21 protein-coding genes are annotated in these 19,869 nt (G+C 33.0%); 18 read left to right on the top strand and 3 right to left on the bottom strand.

What is annotated here, in order from left to right; translation table 11 throughout:
• Positions 1–5 precede the first annotated feature (5 nt).
• Positions 6–665, bottom strand: a complete 660-nt coding sequence (locus STERM_RS01260) for a potassium channel family protein (protein ID WP_012859733.1) — start codon at positions 663–665, stop codon at positions 6–8.
• Positions 666–680: 15 nt separating this feature from the next.
• On the bottom strand, positions 681–2,036 hold the full coding sequence (locus tag STERM_RS01255; protein ID WP_012859732.1) for a TrkH family potassium uptake protein: 1,356 nt from the start codon (positions 2,034–2,036) through the stop codon (positions 681–683).
• Between the two features lie 320 nt (positions 2,037–2,356).
• On the opposite strand from STERM_RS01255, the gene STERM_RS01250 reads away from it, so the two are divergent.
• Positions 2,357–3,142 (top strand): NAD+ synthase, encoded by a 786-nt coding sequence (locus STERM_RS01250; protein WP_012859731.1) that lies wholly within the window; start codon positions 2,357–2,359, stop codon positions 3,140–3,142.
• A 135-nt stretch (positions 3,143–3,277) separates the two neighbouring features.
• On the opposite strand, the gene atpE is transcribed toward STERM_RS01250, so the two are convergent.
• A complete protein-coding gene (atpE, locus tag STERM_RS01245) occupies positions 3,278–3,514 on the bottom strand; it encodes an ATP synthase F0 subunit C (protein ID WP_012859730.1) in 237 nt (78 codons plus the stop codon).
• A gap of 466 nt (positions 3,515–3,980) precedes the next feature.
• Between atpE and STERM_RS01240 the strand changes: the two genes are divergently transcribed.
• The 17 genes from STERM_RS01240 to STERM_RS01160 all read left to right on the top strand — a co-directional run bounded on the left by STERM_RS01240 (position 3,981) and on the right by STERM_RS01160 (position 19,761).
• Positions 3,981–4,355 (top strand): prepilin-type N-terminal cleavage/methylation domain-containing protein, encoded by a 375-nt coding sequence (locus STERM_RS01240; protein WP_012859729.1) that lies wholly within the window; start codon positions 3,981–3,983, stop codon positions 4,353–4,355.
• Entirely contained in the window at positions 4,352–5,071 is a 720-nt protein-coding gene (locus tag STERM_RS01235) for a prepilin peptidase (protein WP_012859728.1), read from the top strand. Before STERM_RS01240 ends, STERM_RS01235 begins: the two co-directional genes overlap by 4 nt.
• Complete coding sequence (locus STERM_RS01230) at positions 5,068–5,499, top strand: hypothetical protein (protein ID WP_012859727.1); 432 nt, start codon at positions 5,068–5,070, stop codon at positions 5,497–5,499. Before STERM_RS01235 ends, STERM_RS01230 begins: the two co-directional genes overlap by 4 nt.
• Positions 5,489–5,971: a hypothetical protein gene (locus STERM_RS01225; RefSeq protein ID WP_012859726.1), complete on the top strand. Its 483-nt coding sequence runs from the start codon at positions 5,489–5,491 to the stop codon at positions 5,969–5,971. Before STERM_RS01230 ends, STERM_RS01225 begins: the two co-directional genes overlap by 11 nt.
• Positions 5,968–6,507, top strand: coding sequence for a hypothetical protein (locus STERM_RS01220; RefSeq protein ID WP_012859725.1), 540 nt, complete (start codon positions 5,968–5,970; stop codon positions 6,505–6,507). Before STERM_RS01225 ends, STERM_RS01220 begins: the two co-directional genes overlap by 4 nt.
• Positions 6,507–7,658: a hypothetical protein gene (locus tag STERM_RS01215; RefSeq protein ID WP_012859724.1), complete on the top strand. Its 1,152-nt coding sequence runs from the start codon at positions 6,507–6,509 to the stop codon at positions 7,656–7,658. The genes STERM_RS01220 and STERM_RS01215 overlap by 1 nt, the downstream gene beginning before the upstream one ends.
• Positions 7,649–8,194: a hypothetical protein gene (locus STERM_RS01210; protein WP_012859723.1), complete on the top strand. Its 546-nt coding sequence runs from the start codon at positions 7,649–7,651 to the stop codon at positions 8,192–8,194. The genes STERM_RS01215 and STERM_RS01210 overlap by 10 nt, the downstream gene beginning before the upstream one ends.
• Positions 8,191–9,297, top strand: a complete 1,107-nt coding sequence (locus STERM_RS01205; protein WP_012859722.1) for a type II secretion system protein GspD — start codon at positions 8,191–8,193, stop codon at positions 9,295–9,297. The genes STERM_RS01210 and STERM_RS01205 overlap by 4 nt, the downstream gene beginning before the upstream one ends.
• A gap of 22 nt (positions 9,298–9,319) precedes the next feature.
• Entirely contained in the window at positions 9,320–10,450 is a 1,131-nt protein-coding gene (locus tag STERM_RS01200; protein WP_012859721.1) for an SGNH/GDSL hydrolase family protein, read from the top strand.
• 90 nt (positions 10,451–10,540) lie between these two features.
• Positions 10,541–11,533 carry a D-glycero-beta-D-manno-heptose-7-phosphate kinase gene (rfaE1, locus tag STERM_RS01195; RefSeq protein ID WP_012859720.1) on the top strand — a complete coding sequence of 331 codons (993 nt, stop codon included), beginning with the start codon at positions 10,541–10,543 and terminating at the stop codon, positions 11,531–11,533.
• 40 nt (positions 11,534–11,573) lie between these two features.
• Positions 11,574–13,307 (top strand): ABC transporter ATP-binding protein, encoded by a 1,734-nt coding sequence (locus STERM_RS01190; RefSeq protein WP_012859719.1) that lies wholly within the window; start codon positions 11,574–11,576, stop codon positions 13,305–13,307.
• Between the two features lie 26 nt (positions 13,308–13,333).
• Positions 13,334–14,215 (top strand): ROK family protein, encoded by an 882-nt coding sequence (locus STERM_RS01185; protein WP_012859718.1) that lies wholly within the window; start codon positions 13,334–13,336, stop codon positions 14,213–14,215.
• A gap of 16 nt (positions 14,216–14,231) precedes the next feature.
• Positions 14,232–15,605 carry an MFS transporter gene (locus STERM_RS01180; protein ID WP_012859717.1) on the top strand — a complete coding sequence of 458 codons (1,374 nt, stop codon included), beginning with the start codon at positions 14,232–14,234 and terminating at the stop codon, positions 15,603–15,605.
• A 2-nt stretch (positions 15,606–15,607) separates the two neighbouring features.
• Positions 15,608–16,084 (top strand): 2-C-methyl-D-erythritol 2,4-cyclodiphosphate synthase, encoded by a 477-nt coding sequence (gene ispF / locus STERM_RS01175; protein WP_012859716.1) that lies wholly within the window; start codon positions 15,608–15,610, stop codon positions 16,082–16,084.
• Between the two features lie 62 nt (positions 16,085–16,146).
• On the top strand, positions 16,147–17,313 hold the full coding sequence (locus STERM_RS01170; protein WP_012859715.1) for a type II secretion system F family protein: 1,167 nt from the start codon (positions 16,147–16,149) through the stop codon (positions 17,311–17,313).
• A 156-nt stretch (positions 17,314–17,469) separates the two neighbouring features.
• Positions 17,470–18,477, top strand: coding sequence for a type I glyceraldehyde-3-phosphate dehydrogenase (gene gap / locus STERM_RS01165; RefSeq protein WP_012859714.1), 1,008 nt, complete (start codon positions 17,470–17,472; stop codon positions 18,475–18,477).
• 84 nt (positions 18,478–18,561) lie between these two features.
• Positions 18,562–19,761, top strand: coding sequence for a phosphoglycerate kinase (locus STERM_RS01160; RefSeq protein ID WP_012859713.1), 1,200 nt, complete (start codon positions 18,562–18,564; stop codon positions 19,759–19,761).
• The last annotated feature ends 108 nt before the right edge of the window (positions 19,762–19,869 follow it).

Genomic DNA, 19,869 nt, shown 5'->3' with positions numbered 1-19,869 from the left:
CCAAACTACTTCATTCTATTTAATTCATTTAATTTTTTATTGTCTGCCACTACTATAAGTGTATCCCCTTCTTTTATCATGGTATCAGGAGCCGGTGAAATATTTACTTCGTTATTTTTATCCTTTATCCCTATTATATTTATCCCGTACTTTTTTCTCACATCAAGCTGTATCAGAGTTTTATCACTGAAACTTTTTGGTGCAAGAACCTCCACCACTGCATATTTATTGGAAAGCTTAAAATGCTCCACTATTGTAGGTCTCAAAATCTTGTTTGCAGTCCGTTTCCCCATAAATTCCTCGGGGTATATTACTTCGTCGGCACCGATTTTTTCAAGTACTTTTCCTTGTGCCCTGCTCTGTGCTTTAGCTATGATTTTGGGTATTCCTGCTTCCTTCAAAAGAAGAGTAACCATAATACTCGCCTGCATATTTGATCCTATGCATACAAAAGCCACATCAAAATTATCTTTAATTACATTTTTTATTGCTGTTTCATCACTTGCATCCAGTACAATTGCTTCACTTACCAAATCAGAATCAATAGCCTGCTGAACTGTTTCCTCATCATCATCTATTGCAAGAACATCCTGATTATTTTCATAAAGTGTTCTGGCTACGCTTCTTCCAAACCTTCCTAACCCCACTACTAAATAATTAGCCATTTATACCTCCAAAATTTATCCTACCTGTACATCCTCCACGGGATATTTATATGCTCCTCTTCTCTTGCTGTGTGCTGATAAAGCCATTGCCACTGTAAGCGGCCCTACTCTTCCTATAAACATAGTCAGTGCTATAAGCAGCTTCGATATACTTCCCAGATCAGGTGTTATGTTCAGTGATAATCCCACTGTTCCAAAAGCTGACACTGTTTCAAATACCAGTTCCAGAAAGCCTTTGTTTTTCTCCAAAAGACTCAGAAAAAAAACTATGCAGATTATATATGTCAAAGAGATAAAAACTATGGATGTTGCTTTGTTAAATACATCCCATGCTATTTTCTTTTTCTTTATTTCTATATCTTCCCTGTTTGTCAGTGTACTGTAAACCCCCAGTATTATTACGCCTATTGTTGTAGTTTTTATACCGCCGCCTGTAGATCCCGGCGAAGCTCCTATATACATGAAAAAAATATATGAAATCAAAGTAGCTATTCTCATATTAGCCAGATCCATCGTCTGGAATCCTGCAGTTCTTGTGGTAACACTCTGGAACAAAGAGGCCAGTATTTTATCATGCATTGAAAAATTCTGTAATGTAGCTGGATTGTTTGCTTCTATCACAAATGTCACCAGAATTCCAGCTGCTATTAAAATAGCAGACATTAATACTGCCATTTTTGTAGTAAGATTAAGCCTTATTTTATTTTTGTCCCGTTTTATTTTTTTCTTTATATAAAGATGTATATTGTTCAAAGCGGCAAATCCTATACCTCCGAGAACAATCAAAGAGCATATGACTATATTTACCGATATATTTGATCTGTATCCACCCAGATTATCGGAAAACAATGAAAATCCTGCATTACAAAAGGCCGAAACCGAGTGGAATACAGAATAATAAACCGCTTTCCAGAAACTGTATTTCTTTATAAAAGTAAAAAACAGACAGAATGCACCCAAAAATTCTATAAATAAAACTGTCTTTACTACATTTTTTATATATTTCTGTATATCAAACAGAGTGTTGTAATTAAGGTCTTCCTGAACTATCTTTTTCGTACGGTAGCTTATTTTTTTTGATATAAGCAGTACTATTATTGATGAAAAAGTCATTATTCCAAGACCGCCGAGCTGGATCAGTATTATAATTACTGTTTTTCCAAACAGGCTAAAAGTTGTACTCACATCATTTACCACTAGCCCTGTTACCGCTACAGCCGATGTTGTAGTGAACAGACTGTCTATTACCGGCACTCTCTCTCCTGTAGCACTGGATATCGGCAGTGTAAGAAGAACTGTTCCTATAAATATTATTATCAAAAATGAGTCAAGTAATATCCAATAAGGGGATATACTCTTTTTTCTCGACATTTGTTCCCTCCATTGCGAGTATAAACTTTTTTCTTATCAATTATACAATATTCCGATATATTTTTCAATTTTTTAAAATCATTATCTGTATGCTCATTTCATCAGTTTTTTCTTTATTTATAAGTAATTCAGGATGGAATATATAATTAAATAATGATTTTTTTATTTTATATTTGACCTGCTAATTCATATATTTCACGAATCATTAAAGGATTTTATTTATATCTCCATAAAAAAATTGACACTACTCTCTATAATATTTATAATGTACATAGATTACTAAAATAAACTAAAAACTCAATTTTATAAAGGAGAAAACTATGAATAAACTCGCTATTGACCATGAATATGTAAGCAGAAGAATTATAGAATTCATGAGAAGAGAAGTAAGAAATTCGGGATTTGAGAAAGTTATTCTCGGTCTGTCGGGGGGGATAGATTCCAGTCTGGTTGCTTTTCTTGCAAAAGAAGCCTTTGGGAAAAAAAATGTACACGGAGTAATAATGCCTTACAGGACTTCCAGCCCTAAGAGTGAGGAAGATGCGCTAAAAGTAGCCGAAGCTGCCAAAATCAGCTGGGAAAAAGTAGAAATTACAAATATGGTAGACTCATATTTCAGCTTCTTCCCTGATGCAAGTCCTCTTAGAAAAGGTAACAGAATGGCACGGGAAAGAATGTGTATCCTTTATGATTTATCTGCAAGAGACCGTTCTCTTGTTATGGGAACGGGAAATAAGACCGAGATGTATCTTGGATACTCTACACAGTACGGTGACGCTGCCTGTGCACTGCTGCCAATTGCAGACCTTTATAAAACACAGGTTTGGAGTCTTTCTGAATATCTTGGTGTGCCTAAAGAAGTTATAGAAAAAAAACCAAGTGCTGATCTCTGGGAAGGACAGACGGACGAAGGAGAGCTTGGATTCTCATATCACGATGCAGATGATATTCTCTTTGAATTGATCGACAGAAAAAAAGACAGAAATGAAGTAATAACTTTAGGCTTCAAATCCGAAGTAGTAGACTCTATTCTTGAAAAAATAAAAAATTCGGAATTTAAGAGAAGAATGCCTAAAATTGCTTATATTCATGATAAAGCCAAATAAATTATACAAAGTTCTAAATAAAAAACAGGAGAAACAAAAAGTCTTTTGACCAATGTTTCCCCTGTTTTTTTATAAAACCGCCGTTACTTAGTAATGAGCCTTTATAAAAAATATATACATATCAGTTTAGATATCCTAACTTTTCATAAAAATCAATAAAAATGCTATAACCAGCGAGTAAATTCCTGTTGATTCCGCTATTGCACACCCTATAAACAATACCTGTAATATATCCTGCTTAGCTTCCGGCTGTCTTGATACTGCTTCTACGGCTTTCCCAGTTGCGAATCCCTGCCCTATTCCTGAACCTATACCTCCTATCATTGCCGTTCCGGCTCCAAGTAAAGCTCCTGCCTGTATTAGTTCTTCCATAGTTAACCTCCTCAAATTTTATTCCTTAATCTGCAAAACCTATGAATAATTTTCATACAGTAATCTTGAATTTTGCAGTATTCTTACCAATATTTATAGTGTATATTTTGTAAGCAGAATTATTTTATGAAAACCTGCATGAAGTGTTATTGAAAAAGACTGATAATTATAAAAAAGTTAGATTGATGTTATTTAATTAGTTCATTTTAACACATTAGAATAATCATTTCAATCAAAAAATGACTAGTCATTCATATTTTGTTTTACTGTATTTCAAGGTTGAATCTGCTGTTTTGAGAGTTGTTTATCTTTCTAAACACTTTCTTTCATTTAAAACACACCCTTTTATTTCTAATTTCATACTTATTTTTACACAAAAAAATTAAATTATTTAAAATATAACAATTGACTTAAAATTAAAAAAATTGTACATTAAGCATATAAAATTTTAAAGGGGGAAATTTTTATGAAAAAAGGATTCACACTTGTCGAAGTCATTCTTGTTCTGGCTATTATCTCTATAATTGCCACTATTGCCATTCCTCAAGTAAATAAATACCTGGACAAAGCCAATAAAAGTAAAATCTTAGGTGCTATCTCCGATCTGAATAATTCTTCGCTTTCATGGAGTATTGAAAATAACGGCAGTATTCCGGATGATATCCAGAAAGTCTTTCAGGAACACGGAGATATTGAAAAACTTAATATTAATCTGAAAACAGATACCAGTTTTGAACTTGGAAATATCAAGGGAAAATTTTTTCTGGATGACGGGGAAATATCCGCTAAAATAGACAGTGACAGCAGATCTTTTAAGGATGAAACCCTGGTGGCAAAATGATTGCAGCCTTGATACTGGGATTAATCACCGGAAGTTTTACAGGTGTTATCTGTTACAGAATTCCAAGAAATGAAAGCATTATTTTCCCGGGCTCCAAATGTGACCGCTGCGCAGTAAAAATTGCCTTTTACCGTAACATACCTGTATTTTCTTTCCTGCTCCAGCACGGAAAATGTCACCGCTGCGGGATAAAAATCAAAAGATCATATTTTATTCTGGAAATACTCACTCCTGTTTTATTTCTGATATTATATTTTTCTCATGGTTTCTCTATTATATTTTTTTACAAGGCATTTGTTTACTCAATTTTACTCGCAGCTTCATTTATTGATATTGAAACACATATTATTCCTGACAGATTTTTCATTATACTGCTGATCACAGGGTTTCTTTACTCTGTTTTACGGAATAATCCGGAAAACTGGTTCCTTGGTGCGGCTTCTTACGGATTACCCGTACTTTTACTTTATTCTGCTTCTGATTTTATAAATAAAGAAATCATCGGATTCGGAGATGTGAAATTAATATGTGCTGCCGGCGGCTTTATTTCATATTCCGGATTAAAAAATCTGCTGTGGTTTTATGAAATACTTTATATCAGTGCCGGGATTTTCTCATTTTTTCTCATTTTCTTTAGAAAAAGGACTCTGAAATGCTATGTGGCTTTTGCTCCTTTTATATGCTTTTCGGTATTTATAAGTGAAGTGTACTTATGAAATACAAAAACAAAAGAGGAAGCCTTCTTATTGAAAATCTTCTGGCACTTTTATATATCACAGCTGTCCTTCTTCCTTTTTCGCATTTGTATATAAAGGTTTTTAAGACTAATATACTTTTGGAAAAAAAGGAGCGTGAGTCTGTTTTTTTGGAGAATATACCGGAATATCTGGAAAATACAGGGTACCAAAATCTTGAAACAAAGACAGGCAAAAAAAGCTTTACTTCCTTTAAGGATTTTTGTAATTTCTTTCACTTAAGCTGCTTTGAAACAAAGGAAAAAGAGAACACTCTTATCAATATTGATATTCAAAAAACAGAATACTATTACTTAAATAAAAATTTACAAAAGCTTTTTATTTTTAAAATTACCACTGATACTAAAGAATTATATTATATACCCTATTTGGAGGATTATGAAAAATAAAGGAGGCCTGCTGCTGGAATTTATTCTCAATATATTTATTTTTTCCATAATATTACTTTTACTGTTTACTTTTATGAAAAGAATAGTCATTATTCAAAATTACAAAACTAAAGTCAGAACTGCCGGTGAAAATACACTTTACCTTTTTAATGTATTAAAAAAAAACATTAAAGAAAGAGATAAAGAAAAATTTTTATATAAAGGGAAAAAATCAAATTTTTTTATTATAAATGAAAATGGAGTTTCCGATACCGGCAATTCATTGCTTTATAAAGCCGACGGAGAATTTTACCTGATAAAATTCAATAAACCGAAACTGCTTATTTCCAGTTCCCAAACTCCGGAAAGCTTCAAAAAATATGATACTCTTGCAAAGCTTGATTCATTAGTATTTCGGACTAAGAGTGATCTCCTGCTGATAATTTTTGAGATAAACGGAAATACAACAGAGCAGGTGATAAATCTAAAATGAAAAATAAAGGAAGTTCCTTACTGTATGTATTAATTATCTTATCTGTTTTATCTGTATTTCTTACAGGATTTATCTTTTTTACCAAAAACAGATATAAAATTTTGACCCTTAATTCTGCTTACTCTTATGCTTTAAAAATAAAGCTTACAGAAAATGAAAAAGCTTTCTCGGCTTCTATTTACAAAAGCGGTATTTTGATTGCCGGAAACAAAATCTCGCTGAATAATAAATATGAATATTATAATTCCGGAGTTGCGGAAGACAGCACCGGTAAAACTAATCTAAAGAGACTTTTATACTTCAAGCAAAATGAAAAAAGCACAGGCGGTTTTAATATTACAGATATAAAAGATCAAAACGGCAACAGTTATCATCTGCCATTAAAAGAAAATATGCTGTATCCGGATTTAATAATAATATATGGAAAAAATATTCTAAATGAAAATATCTCTGCTGCAGAAAATATAAAATTTATTAGAAAAAATAACGATGAAATAAATATAGAAACCATTAGTTTCTATTTTGAGGGGGAATAATGCTGGAAATTTATTTAAAAAGCGAAAACAGACTTTTTCTGAAATACCATGAAGAAATCACTGCTTATACATTTGATAATATCCTTGAGGTTATTAATGACATAAAAAACAAATATGGCATAAAAAAAGAAAAAGTCTCACTTATTCTTGATTTTTCAAGATTTTATATTAGTTTTTTTGAAGCACCTTCTTCCAATAGCAAGGAAGAGCAAAATCTTTTAAAATCTTTTTTATCAGATGAAATTGAAAATTATAGTATCAAAAATTTTATTACAAAACAGTTTTATCTTGATCATCCGTTAAGAAAAAGTCTAGTTTTTTGTATCAGAAGAGATTTTATTGTCAATCTTGCTGCCTTGTTAAAAAAATACGGATTTATAATCACAGAATGTAAGGCGGATATTATTGGAATATACAGATACTATGAAAATGAAGATGTCTCTGTCCTTACCTTCGGGGATGAACTCAGTTCTTTTCTCTCTGTACGGAACAGGAACATTCAAGGCTTTAAAAGCCTTAATCTTAATATAAATGACAGTGATAACATAAATTCCTACGAATTTGTAAATGATGATGAGACGATGATCTTTTTAGACTATCAGCCTGAAAATATAGAAATTATTTTTAAAGGATGTGAACTATCCAACGATATAAACTTTTTAAATACCCGTATTCCTATATTTAAAAATATAAAAATGAAAAATATTTTTCCTTATTTCCTGATCATTCTGATATGCATCCTGTTAAATTTATTTTTATCCACAAACGAACTGGAGAAAAAAAATGATGAAATAAAAAATGAAGTTGAAACCATACAGCAAAGTTTTCTTGCAGCAAAGAATGAAAATATTCCGGACTATTCCAAAGATCTAAATGAATTAAAAGAAATTATCCAAAATATGAAATATCAGAATCATTATAAATTTCTCAAATTTCTTATTGAGGAATCAAATACCGATACAGGTTTTTCAAAAATTATTTATGAGAATAATTTCTGGACTATTGAAGGTGATTCATTAAAATTTAAAAATATAGAAAAATTTGAAATAAAATTAGCGAGATATGCTCAGAATATCGAATTGATATTTATAAAAAGCCGCAGCAAGCTTCTTACATTTCAGTATAAAATCGGGGATATCATATGGAATTAAACAGAAATAAATACACGCTGCTCTTCCTGAGTGTCGTTTTATTAATATTTCTATTTCAAAAATATGAAAGAAGAACAGAACTAAAAAATAATTATAATATCCTGCTTAATGAAAAAAATGAACTGAAAGAAAAACTCAGACATGTTAATGAAGAAAATTCTCAAAAGAAAACAGAGTCGGAAGAACAGCTGAAAACAATTAATAATATAACACTAAATCTTAATTCCAGTACACTGAAAAATGAAACTGAGTTTAAAAAAATCATCTATTTATTTTCCGAAGAAAGCGGACTTGATTTAAGGGAAATAGGAAAGGCTGAGTATATCTGGAAAAAAGAGAGCTATTCACTAAAATATATTTTTTTTACATTTGAAGGAGATCTTGCCGGAATGACAAAATTTCTATATTTTATCAATAAAAGCAAAGTATACATTGATATGACTAAATCATATATAGAGCTTACAAGAGACAGTTTTAAAATTTCTCTGGGATATCTGGAAAAAAATTCAAATTTAATGAAGGAGGAGAAAAAGTGAATAAAAAATATATTTTTCTTATTCTGTTGATATTTCTGCCTGCATACAGTACAGAAATCAGTAATTACGTAAATAAAGAAGATCATGAAGCTTCAAAGAGAATTTTTATTGTTAAGCCTAAGGAAGAAATAAAAAAAGCTTCTGAAAAAGTACAAAATACTGCAGAAATAAAAAGTGAAATTTCTTCTCCTGCTTCTCTGCAAAATAACAGTGAGAAAAATAAAACTCCGCCTGTTACCCGGGAAAGCATAAGACTTGTTAATATCGATACCTCTGAGCTGATCCCGAAGCTCAAGGATATTAACACCTCTAAAATAACCGGGCTTGGAAAAGAACTTATTCTGAAAGGAACTATGGAAGAGATCAATGAACTAAAATATATTATAGAAAAATTTGACCGTCCTAAAAAGCAAATTCAAATAAAAGCTACTATTATTGATACAAGTGACAATCTTTTTGAAAGACTGGGCGTTGATTTTTCTGCCGGAAAAAACAATGATAATAAAGCTTCGGATTTCCTCAGTTCGTTTATAGACGGTAATCTTTCATTGTCCGGTTTATTGAAAACAGGAGGAAATTTTTTAGGTATCAATATAGACGCTCTTAAAGAAAATGGAGATATAAAAATAGAAGCTATGCCTGTCCTTCTCATTCTTGAAGGCAGTGAGGGAGAACTCAGAGTCACTGAGGAGGTAATTGTCGGCGAAAAAAAATCTACTATTAAGGATACAGAGTATATAGAGCCTGTTTTTGCAGAGGCCGGTGTTGTTTTTAAGATAAAACCTGAAATAAGAGGTTTCGGCGATTCTCAGGAAATCATACTTTACATTGATTCCGAAATAAGTAATTTTAAGCTAAGCTCTAATTTTAATGCCGATCAGGGTGCAAAACAGAAAAATAAAATCAATTCAATAGTTTCTTTCAAAAACGGAACTTCTGTTTTTATAGGCGGTTTAAAACAAAATGTACAGAAAGATTCTGAAAAAAGAGTCCCTGTATTAAGCAAAATACCAATTCTGGGTTCTTTATTCAGATATAAGAGAAAAAATAAAGAAATCCGAGATATTTATATTGAAATAGAAGGAGAAATACAGACAGAATAAAAATACTGTAATTAGGAGGTTTATGAATAGTAAAATTAAATGGGTAGGAGCTTTCAGCGTATCTGCTACTAATCTTACCCTTACAAATATACAGTTTAAAAATGAAACAATTCTTATAAAATTAAATATTACGCTAAAAGGAAGAAATATAAAAATAAAATTTTCCAATCTTTACGGCAGTCTTCCGTTAAAAATAAAAGAGGCCTGTATTTTCAAAGAAAATTCAGCTTACTCTGATATCTTCTTTAACGGCGGTCATGAAGTAATAATACCTGTAAAAGAAGAAATATACAGTGACCCTCTGGAATTTTCTGTTACAGCAGATGAAAATTACTGGGTAGGTCTTTATATAGAAAATTTTACAGAACTAAGTACAGGCAATTTTTCATTTTTATCATATTATATTTCAGAAAAAGGAAATATTCTTGATGAACTAAAAAATAAGAATTCAGATATTCTGCATAAAAATGAATACAGAAACCATCTTATTCCGTTTGTCACAAATATAGAGGTAATCGATGAGGGCAGTTATTCCTCCCTTGTTATATTCGGAGATTCTGGTATTGCAAACGGCTGGCACCATCATCTTGTTAAGCGTTTCCAAGAAAATAATATTCACAATACTGCCGTTTTAAGTCAGGAAATTAACGGAAACAGGCTTCTCCACAGCTGTCCCGATCAGCTAAAAGGACTTTACGGCTCCTCTGGTTTATCAAGATTTGAAAAAGACGTGCTTAATCAAACCGGAATAAAATTTCTTCTGTTATTTCCGGGAATCAACGATCTTATTTCTTCATGCAAAACCGAGGAAATCTCATCCTTAAACGGAAATGACATTATAAATGCCCTGAAAATTTGCAGCACAATTGCAAAAGAGAGACAGATCAGCATTATCGGATGTACAATTCCGCCTGTTTATGGATGTAAATATTATTCTGCCAAAATGGAGAGTATCCGTACAGCTGTCAATTTCTGGATCCGCACCTCTGAAGAGTTCGATTCTGTTGCTGACTTTGACAGTTTTTTATGCAATCCCGAAGAACCGGAAAAACTAAAAAAAGATTTTGACAAAAAAGAATATTTTTATATTAATGATGAGGGAATAAAGGCTATGGCAGAATGTATCGATCTGAAAATTTTTAATAAAAAATAATATGGAATGTCTCTTTAAAATCCTTAATTTATATTGTATAATAGACATAGTTTTAAATTTTGAATTGAGTTATGGATAGGAGACAAAATAATGGTAGGTAAAAAAAGACTTGAAGAAATATTAAACAACTTCAGTAACGCTAGAATCGCAGTAGTCGGAGATGTTATGCTGGATGATTATATCTTTGGCAGTGTAGACAGAATATCTCCCGAAGCTCCTGTGCCTGTAGTTAATGTAAAGAAAGAAACTTTTGTTCTGGGCGGAGCGGCAAATGTTCTGAATAACCTGAACAGCCTTAATGCAAAAGTATTTGCTTTCGGAGTTATAGGCAATGATGATAACGGAAAAAGATTTTTGAATGTACTGGAAGAAAAGAGTATTCATACAGATGGTATTATAATTGACGAAAAAAGACCTACAGCCGTAAAAAGAAGGGTCATCGCACAAAACCAGCAGCTTCTGAGACTTGACTGGGAAAATAAAGCAAATATTACTGCTGACGTAGAAGATAAAATTCTGGAAAAAATAAAAAATAATATAGACAATATTGACGCTTTTATTCTTTCTGATTATGATAAGGGAGTTCTTACAGCAAGACTCTCAAGTGAAATCATCAAACTGGCAAATGAAAACAATAAAATTGTAACAGTAGACCCAAAGCCTAAAAATCATATGAACTATCTCGGGGCTACTTCTATTACTCCTAACAGAAAAGAAGCAATGGAATGTCTTGAGGTCGAAAGTTTCAGTGATGAAGAAGATCTTACAGCCCAGATGTTCAAATTAAAGGAAAAGCTTCATCTGAATAATCTTCTGCTTACAAGAAGTGAGGAAGGAATGACATTATTTGGAAATGATGAAGCAGAAACTATTTCTACTGTTGCCAAAGAAGTCTATGATGTAACAGGAGCAGGTGATACTGTCATTTCAGTATTTACTCTTGCAAAAGTTGCCGGTGCTACATGGTTTGAAGCTGCAAGAATTGCAAATACCGCTGCAGGAATTGTTGTAGGTAAAATGGGAACTGCTACTGCAACACCAGAACAGATCACAGAATTCTATGATGAATTATACAACTCTTAAACACTGTCAGTTATCGCAAAAATCTATAAAGGAGTCAACAATGTTTCGCAAATTTTTAGACTACATACTCAAATACAGAAAGAATATGAGCCTTGTTTTATTGGTAGTTATGGGAATCACAGCTATTGATCTTATACTTCCCTTTTTTTCAAGGCAGATTTTAAATGTTTATATACCTGAAAATAATTCAGAAGCAATTATAAAAGGCGGTCTGATATTCACAGGACTGGTAATTATCTATACCGGGCTTAATTTTTCACAGGCTTACTTTGGTCATATCTGGGGCTTAAGACTGCATCAGGATATGAGAGAAAGAGCCTTTAAAAAATTACAGGTTCTCCCATTTGAATATTTTGACAAGAACAAAGTCGGAATTATTTTATCCCGTGTTACTAATGATCTTTTTACCATATCAGAGATGATTCACCACGGATTAGAAGACTTTCTTACATTTTTTCTTGTTTCAATAGTAGGTTTTATACTTTTATTGCAGATTAATATCCCTATTACTCTTCTTATATTTGCTTTTGTTGCAGTTCAGCTGATTGCAACTGCCATGGCAAGAAAGCATATGGAGAATATTTTCAGAAAAGCAAGGGAAAAAACAAGCTCTGTTTATGCAAAGCTGGAAAGCAGCATATCAGCAGTCCGTCTCACAAGAGCTTTTGCCAATGAAGGCCGTGAATTGGAGGACTTTAGAAGCGGGGCAAAGCTGCAGGAAAAAATGGCTAAAAGAACTAATTTTGCACTTGCAATGTTTTCTGCAGTAAATAACTTTTTCTCGTTACTTTTGAATATAGTTATACTTACTATTTCAGGAACCGCAGTAATAAAAGGGGTTATCAATTACGGAGATCTTTTGGCATATATTGTTTACTTTAACCTGCTTATGGCTCCGATGAAGTTAATTATCAGATCATTTGAGACAATTCAGGAAGGATGGGTAAGTTTTGTCAGATTTCAGGAACTTATAGACGAACCAGAGCCTATAAAAAATGCCCCTGATGCTGTTATGCTAAAAAATATAAAAGGTAATATAAACTTTGAAAATGTTACTTTCAAATATGAAGCAGGTACGGAAACTATACTGAAACACTTTAATCTTAATATTCCCGCCGGTAAAATGGTGGCTCTTGTAGGTCCGAGCGGTGTGGGAAAAACTACAATTGCACAGATAATTCCCCGTTTTTATGAAATAGAATCCGGGAATGTTTATATCGATGACACTGATATAAGACAGGCTGACCTGCACTCACTCCGTGAAAATATAGGATATGTTCAGCAGGATGTAGTAATTTTCTGGGGAACAATAAGAGATAATATAGAATATGGAAAACTGGGAGCTTCCGATATAGAAGTTATTACTGCTGCAAAGCATGCAGGAATACATGAATTCATAATGTCACTTCCGGAAGGATATGATACCTTTGTAGGAGAACGCGGTGTTAAACTGTCAGGCGGTCAGAAACAAAGGATATCACTTGCAAGAATCTTTCTGAAAAACCCTAGGATTCTTATTTTGGATGAGGCCACAAGTGCTCTTGACAACATCACTGAAGCCATCATTCAGGAAAATATTGAAAAACTTACAAAAAATAGAACTGTTATAGTCGTGGCTCACAGACTTTCCACTATAAAACAGGCTGATCAGATAATCGTACTTGACAAAGACGGCATTGTGGAATCTGGAACCCATAGTGAACTCATCCGGAATGAAAACGGACACTACTTCAAATTATACAACACTCAGCTTAACGGCTTTATTACCGGATAAAAATTTTTTATGAGGAAGTGAAAATTATGAAAAAAATTGCAGCAATTGAAGCCGGAGGTACAAAATTCATCTGCGGAATTGGAAATGAAAATGGTGAAATACTGGATAAAACAAGTATTCCTACCAAAACACCCGAAGAGACAATGAAAATGGTTATTGATTATTTTAAAGACAAAGAATTTGAAGCTATGGGTATTGGATGTTTCGGTCCTATCGACCCGGTTAAAGGTTCCGAATCATACGGCTATATTACTAAGACTCCAAAACCGCACTGGAGTGATTATGACATAGTGGGGGAATTAAAAAAACACTTTGATGTTCCTATGGAATTTGATACAGATGTAAATAGTGCAGCCCTTGGAGAGTCTCTATGGGGAGCCGGTCAGGGCTTAAGCAGTGTTGTATATATCACTGTAGGTACAGGAATAGGTGCCGGAGCCGTTATTAACGGAAAAATGCTTCAGGGACTTACACATCCTGAGATGGGTCACATCTTTGTAAAGAGAGATAAAAATGATCCGTATACAGGAAAATGTCCGTTTCACAAAGACTGTCTCGAGGGACTTGCAGCAGGACCTGCAATAGAAGAACGTTGGGGAGATAAGGCTTATAACCTTGAAGAGCGTAACGAGGTCTGGGAAATGGAAGCTTATTATCTTTCACAGGCTCTTGTAAATTATATACTTATTCTTTCGCCGCAAAAAATAATAATGGGCGGAGGAGTCATGAAGCAGAGTCATTTATTCCCACTGATAAGAAAAATGGTGAGAGAAACTCTGAACGGTTATGTACACAAAAAAGAAATACTTGAAGATATTGATAACTATATTGTATATCCTGGTTTAAAAGAAAACGCCGGATTAATGGGAAGCCTTGCACTTGGACGTCTGGCTTTGGAAAATCGTTAATTAAGGAGGCTTTGTCTTGACTGAGACTGCTGTTCGAGAAACTAAAAAGTTTTCCATTTTAGAAGGTATATTTTTTAATGGTATGTATCTGAGTACTCAAGGATTTATTATGCTTAATCTTGCATTATATTTTAATGCAAATCCGTTTTTTATAGCAATTATTTCTATATTGCCGACAGCTACTCAGGTACTCCAAATTTTCACCAAAAAACTATATGCCCTCTTTAAGACCAGAAAAAAAACTCTGATGGTTTCTATAATAATTTCAAGAACATCAATGATTTTTCTTCCTGTTGCAGTATTTCTGGATCTGAGAAATCCATATATCTATACAGCAATTATACTTATTTATTCGCTGTTTGCACCTTTTGTTACCAATACATGGACTGCTGCAATGGTAGAAATTATAAACAACAAAGAAAGAGGAAAATATTTTGGAAAGAGAAATTTCTTTATTTCTATCTCCTCTATTTTCTTCACTCTGATTTATGGTATCTTTCTTGCTATGCCTGATAAAAAAACGGGATATTTTATTTTATCCCTGTCAATAGCTATATCAGCTGTAAGCACCATTTTTCTTATGAACAGACACCATATTCCTGACTTTAAGCCTACAGCGCAAAAAATCAGCTATAAAGAAATTTTTAAAAACAAGGATTTTATCACTTACCTGAAATTTGTATCTGTCTGGTTGTTTTCACTGGAGTTTTTGAAACCGTTTTTTGAATATTTCAGAGTAAAAACATTAGGTTCTGATCCGCGGTTTCTCGCTAACATAGGTGTTCTTACTGCTGTTATCTCTATGTTTTTATTTATAATTTACGGAAAACTTTCAGATAAATACGGGAATCGTACTATTTTAAGACTTGGTATATTTTTTGCCACTTATAATGCCCTGTTATACTTCACATTAACAGATGATAATTTTAAGGTGTCCCTTGTTCTTTCAGGTATCTTTGATGCTGTAGGATTTACTGCAATAAACTTATGCTTTTTAAATCTGCTTATGGAGGTCTCCAAAGATCCTGTAGAAGGATATGTCAGTATTTATTCTGCGGTCGTGGGGATCACTGCTATGCTTGCCGGTTTATTTGCAGGTATTCTGGGAACTTTTATTAATGAAGGCTTTATTTATCTGATGGGTGAAAAAATTTATACTATAAAACTGGCTTTCATAATAGGATTTCTGCTAAGATTATTTTCTATTCTGAGGCTTACAAGCATTAACTCATTCCAAAAGGAATTCAAATACAGCGGTACTCTCCCGCTTAGATCTGCAATGAATAAAAGAATTACAGCTTTTCTGCCTTCTTATATTGCCATAAGCAGAATGAAAAAAGAAGATCATACAAGTGAAGACGATAAAAATATCAAGGAAAATAAGGAGTAAAAATGTTTAGAATAGGTCAAGGTTACGATGTACACAAATTTGCCGGGGATAGAGATCTTATTCTGGGGGGAGTAAAAATCCCTTTTGAATTGGGCTTAGACGGACATTCAGATGCTGATGTTCTTACCCATGCAGTTATGGATGCTCTTATAGGAGCTCTTGCTCTTGGAGATATCGGAAAATTTTTTCCTGATAACGATCCGAAATTTAAAAATGCCGACAGTATTCTTTTACTTCGGGAAATTTTAAGCGTAGTTTCTGAAAAAGGATACAATATAGTGAACATAGATGCTACTGTAGTAGCACAAAAACCTAAATTAAGAGATTATATAGATGAAATAAGAAAAAACTTTGCAAAAGAGCTGAATATTCCGCTTGATTGTATAAGTGTAAAAGCTACTACCGAAGAAAAGCTAGGGTTTACCGGAAACATGGAGGGAATGAAATCTTACTGTGTAGTTTTACTTTCTAAAAAATAATAAATCCGATGTCAGCTCTCATTTTTTTAGTTAAATGATGGCAGCATCAGCGGGGGGATTAATTGAAAATAAAATTTAAATATATGGATAAGGGCTTTAATAAAAAAAGCTCTGTTTTAGAATTCAAAAATGAGAAAGAATTCTATGATTATATAAAGATACAAAAGTATACACTTCTTCATCATAAAAAAATCCTGTCATTAAAAAGCAGGGTAAAAACCGGAGAATTCACGACCTTTATAACTTCTCTTTATTTTCTCGTAAAAGCTGATATAAGAATTGCAGATGCCCTGTCTATTCTTGCGGAAAATTTTTCAGGAGCTTTGAAAGATAATATAAGCAATGCTGTATCAGCACTAAAAGCAGGTAAAACTCTCAGAGAAGGCTTTGCTTTTATTACAGATGATAAAATTTTTCTTAATACAATGGAAATAGCTGAAGAGAGCGGTAATATACTGCTCCCTCTCGAAAATCTAAAAAATAAATATGAATTTGAACAGGAGCTAAAAAAAGAAATTATAAATCTTAGTATGTATCCTGCTTTGGTATTAGGCACTTCTATTATAATTATCAGTATTTTATTCAAATTCGTCGTGCCGAAATTTTCAGGAATATATAATGATTTAAATAAAGAAATACCGCTTTTAACCAAAATTATGATAAAGCTCAGCAATTTATACGGAAAATATTTTATCATAATCTCAATATCAGTAATTGGTTTATTCTTTTTTTCCATTACATACTGTAAAAAAAATAAAGAAAATTTTGAAAAGCTGCTTATAAAATTTCCGGCTGTAAAAAAACTGTATCAGGAATTCAGAATTTTATATTTTTCTCAAAGTATGAGTATTCTCCTGAACAGCGGCGTGGAAATCATAAGATCAATCGAACTTAGTGCACAGACCGCAGGCAGTCTTCTCGAAAAAGAGTTAAAAATACTTGTAAAAAAACTGGAACAGGGTCATAGCATAAGCACAATTATCGAAAATATGCAGTTTTTTGACAATGAATATAAAAATTATATACTTATTGGTGAAGAAACCGGCAATCTAGGCTTCGTTTTTTCTCATATTACAGATATTTATTTTATGCGTATAAAAGAAAAAACCAAAAGGTTTCTAAAAATTCTTGAGCCTGTTTCAATTATTTTTATAGCCTTTTTTATCGGACTTATTGTTATCTCCGTCCTGCTTCCGGTTTTCAGGCTTGGTGAAAATTTAAACATTTAATTTTTCTTTTATTTCTGTATTTTTTATTTGCAGAAAATATTTATGATAACAATTTTCATATATTTTTTTATTTCCTCTTTAAAATTTGAATTGAAAAGTTATAACGCTTGTGATATACTTATTTTGTAAATAAAATTATTTAGGAGGTATAGTAAAATGGCAGTTAAAGTTGCAATTAATGGATTCGGGAGAATTGGAAGACTAGCATTAAGATTAATGGTGGAGAATCCTGAATTTGAAGTAGTAGCAATCAATGATTTAACAGATGCAGCTATGTTAGCGCACCTATTTAAATATGATTCTGCACAAGGAAGATTTAACGGGGAAATCTCTGTTAAGGAAGGGGCTTTTGTTGTTAACGGAAAAGAGATCAAAACATTCGCTAACCCTAACCCTGCTGAATTACCTTGGGGAGATCTAGGAATTGACGTAGTTCTTGAGTGTACTGGATTCTTTACATCTAAAGAAAAAGCTGAAGAGCACATAAAAGCAGGTGCAAAAAAAGTAGTTATATCTGCACCAGCTACAGGGGAAATGAAAACTATAGTTTATAATGTTAACCACTCTACTTTAGACGGAACTGAAACAGTTCTTTCAGGAGCTTCTTGTACTACAAACTGTTTAGCACCTATGGCTAAAGTATTAGATGAAAGCTTTGGAATCGTAGAAGGATTAATGACTACTATCCATGCTTACACAGGAGATCAAAACACTCTTGATGCACCACACAGAAAAGGTGACTTCAGAAGAGCAAGAGCAGCTGCGGCAAATATAGTTCCTAACACTACAGGAGCAGCTAAAGCTATCGGACTTGTTTTACCTAACTTAAAAGGTAAATTAGACGGTGCAGCACAAAGAGTACCTGTTATTACTGGATCAGTTACTGAATTAGTTACTGTTTTAGGAAAAAATACAACTGTGGAAGAAGTTAACGCAGCTATGAAAGCAGCAGCTAATGAATCTTTCGGATATACTGAAGATGAAATCGTTTCTTCTGACGTAATCGGAATCAGATTTGGTTCATTATTTGATGCTACACAAACTAAAATCATTACAGTAGACGGAAAACAGCTTGTTAAAACAGTTTCTTGGTATGATAACGAAATGTCATATACTGCACAATTAATAAGAACTTTAAAGTACTTTGTAGAAATTTCTAAGTAAATCTCACAAAGGGCATAAATATAAAGGCGGGACATTCTCTATTGTTTGTTCCGCTTTTTTAAAAAATCAGGGAGGAAATATAAAATGGCAAAAAAAACTGTTAAAGATTTAGACGTAAAAGGAAAAAAAGTTCTAATGAGGGTAGATTTTAATGTACCTATGAAAGATGGAAAAATTACTGATGAAAACAGAATAGTTGCAGCTCTGCCTACTATTAAATATGTACTTGAGCACGGAGGAAAAGTTATCGCTTTTTCACATCTTGGGAAAGTAAAAGAGGAAGCAGATAAAGCTTCTAAATCTTTAAAACCTGTTGCTGAAAGATTATCTGAATTACTGGGACAGCCTGTAAAATTTATTCCTGAAACAAGAGGAGCTGAATTGGAAAAAGCTGTTTCTGAACTAAAAGACGGAGAAATCATGATGTTTGAAAATACAAGATTTGAAGACATTGATGGTAAAAAAGAGTCTAAAAATGATCCTGAATTAGGTAAATACTGGGCTTCTTTAGGAGATGTATTTGTTAATGACGCATTTGGAACTGCTCACAGAGCACATGCTTCTAATGTAGGAATAGCAAGTCACCTTGAGACTGCTGCCGGATTCCTTATGGAAAAGGAAATAGAATTCATAGGCGGGGTAGTAAATAATCCTGCAAGACCTTTGGTTGCTATTTTAGGAGGTGCTAAAGTTTCTGATAAAATAGGTGTTATTGAAAATCTTATCGAAAAAGCAGACAAAATCCTTATAGGCGGGGGAATGATGTTTACTTTCCTTAAAGCTCAAGGAAAAAACATCGGTTCATCTCTGCTTGAAGAAGATAAAGTCGAGCTTGCCAAGCAGCTGCTTGAGAAAGCAAAAGCAAACGGTAAAGAATTAGTTCTTCCTATTGATACAGTTGTTGCAAAAGAATTTAAAAATGATACAGAGTTCAAAACTGTTTCTGTAGATGCTATAGAAGACGGATGGATGGGACTTGATATAGGTGCTGATTCCATAAAGCTTTTTTCTGAAAAATTAAACGGAGCAAAAACTGTTGTTTGGAACGGTCCTATGGGTGTATTTGAAATGCCTAATTTCGCAAAAGGAACAATTGGTGTATGTGAAGCAATTGCACACCTTGAAGGTGCTACTACAATAATAGGCGGTGGAGATTCTGCTGCTGCTGCAATACAGCTTGGATATGCAGATAAATTCACACATATTTCTACAGGCGGAGGGGCTTCTCTTGAATATCTTGAAGGAAAAGTTTTACCGGGTGTAGAAGCAATTTCTGATAAATAAATTTAAAATAAGAATCTTAACCATCTCACATATTATGAGATGGTTTTTTTATACCTCAGAATCTTTTTCCACCTCATCTATAAATAAATAATCGTAAAATTTATTTAT

The sequence above is a fragment of the Sebaldella termitidis ATCC 33386 genome, from assembly GCF_000024405.1.
In the GTDB taxonomy this organism is placed as follows: domain Bacteria; phylum Fusobacteriota; class Fusobacteriia; order Fusobacteriales; family Leptotrichiaceae; genus Sebaldella; species Sebaldella termitidis.
The sequence above is the reverse complement of the archived record's forward strand: the minus strand, read 5'-3'. Positions and strand labels throughout refer to the sequence as shown.

Excerpts from the sequence above, each read along its gene's own strand:
- STERM_RS01215 (WP_012859724.1), top strand. The coding sequence starts at position 6,507 with ATGCTGGAAATTTATTTAAAAAGCGAAAACAGACTTTTTCTGAAATAC.
- STERM_RS01250 (WP_012859731.1), top strand. The coding sequence starts at position 2,357 with ATGAATAAACTCGCTATTGACCATGAATATGTAAGCAGAAGAATTATA.
- rfaE1 (WP_012859720.1), top strand. The coding sequence starts at position 10,541 with ATGGTAGGTAAAAAAAGACTTGAAGAAATATTAAACAACTTCAGTAAC.
- STERM_RS01200 (WP_012859721.1), top strand. The coding sequence starts at position 9,320 with ATGAATAGTAAAATTAAATGGGTAGGAGCTTTCAGCGTATCTGCTACT.
- gap (WP_012859714.1), top strand. The coding sequence starts at position 17,470 with ATGGCAGTTAAAGTTGCAATTAATGGATTCGGGAGAATTGGAAGACTA.
- STERM_RS01255 (WP_012859732.1), bottom strand. The coding sequence starts at position 2,036 with ATGTCGAGAAAAAAGAGTATATCCCCTTATTGGATATTACTTGACTCA.
- STERM_RS01220 (WP_012859725.1), top strand. The coding sequence starts at position 5,968 with ATGAAAAATAAAGGAAGTTCCTTACTGTATGTATTAATTATCTTATCT.
- STERM_RS01240 (WP_012859729.1), top strand. The coding sequence starts at position 3,981 with ATGAAAAAAGGATTCACACTTGTCGAAGTCATTCTTGTTCTGGCTATT.
- STERM_RS01185 (WP_012859718.1), top strand. The coding sequence starts at position 13,334 with ATGAAAAAAATTGCAGCAATTGAAGCCGGAGGTACAAAATTCATCTGC.
- STERM_RS01160 (WP_012859713.1), top strand. The coding sequence starts at position 18,562 with ATGGCAAAAAAAACTGTTAAAGATTTAGACGTAAAAGGAAAAAAAGTT.
- STERM_RS01235 (WP_012859728.1), top strand. The coding sequence starts at position 4,352 with ATGATTGCAGCCTTGATACTGGGATTAATCACCGGAAGTTTTACAGGT.
- STERM_RS01230 (WP_012859727.1), top strand. The coding sequence starts at position 5,068 with ATGAAATACAAAAACAAAAGAGGAAGCCTTCTTATTGAAAATCTTCTG.
- STERM_RS01210 (WP_012859723.1), top strand. The coding sequence starts at position 7,649 with ATGGAATTAAACAGAAATAAATACACGCTGCTCTTCCTGAGTGTCGTT.
- STERM_RS01225 (WP_012859726.1), top strand. The coding sequence starts at position 5,489 with ATGAAAAATAAAGGAGGCCTGCTGCTGGAATTTATTCTCAATATATTT.
- ispF (WP_012859716.1), top strand. The coding sequence starts at position 15,608 with ATGTTTAGAATAGGTCAAGGTTACGATGTACACAAATTTGCCGGGGAT.
- STERM_RS01190 (WP_012859719.1), top strand. The coding sequence starts at position 11,574 with ATGTTTCGCAAATTTTTAGACTACATACTCAAATACAGAAAGAATATG.
- STERM_RS01260 (WP_012859733.1), bottom strand. The coding sequence starts at position 665 with ATGGCTAATTATTTAGTAGTGGGGTTAGGAAGGTTTGGAAGAAGCGTA.
- atpE (WP_012859730.1), bottom strand. The coding sequence starts at position 3,514 with ATGGAAGAACTAATACAGGCAGGAGCTTTACTTGGAGCCGGAACGGCA.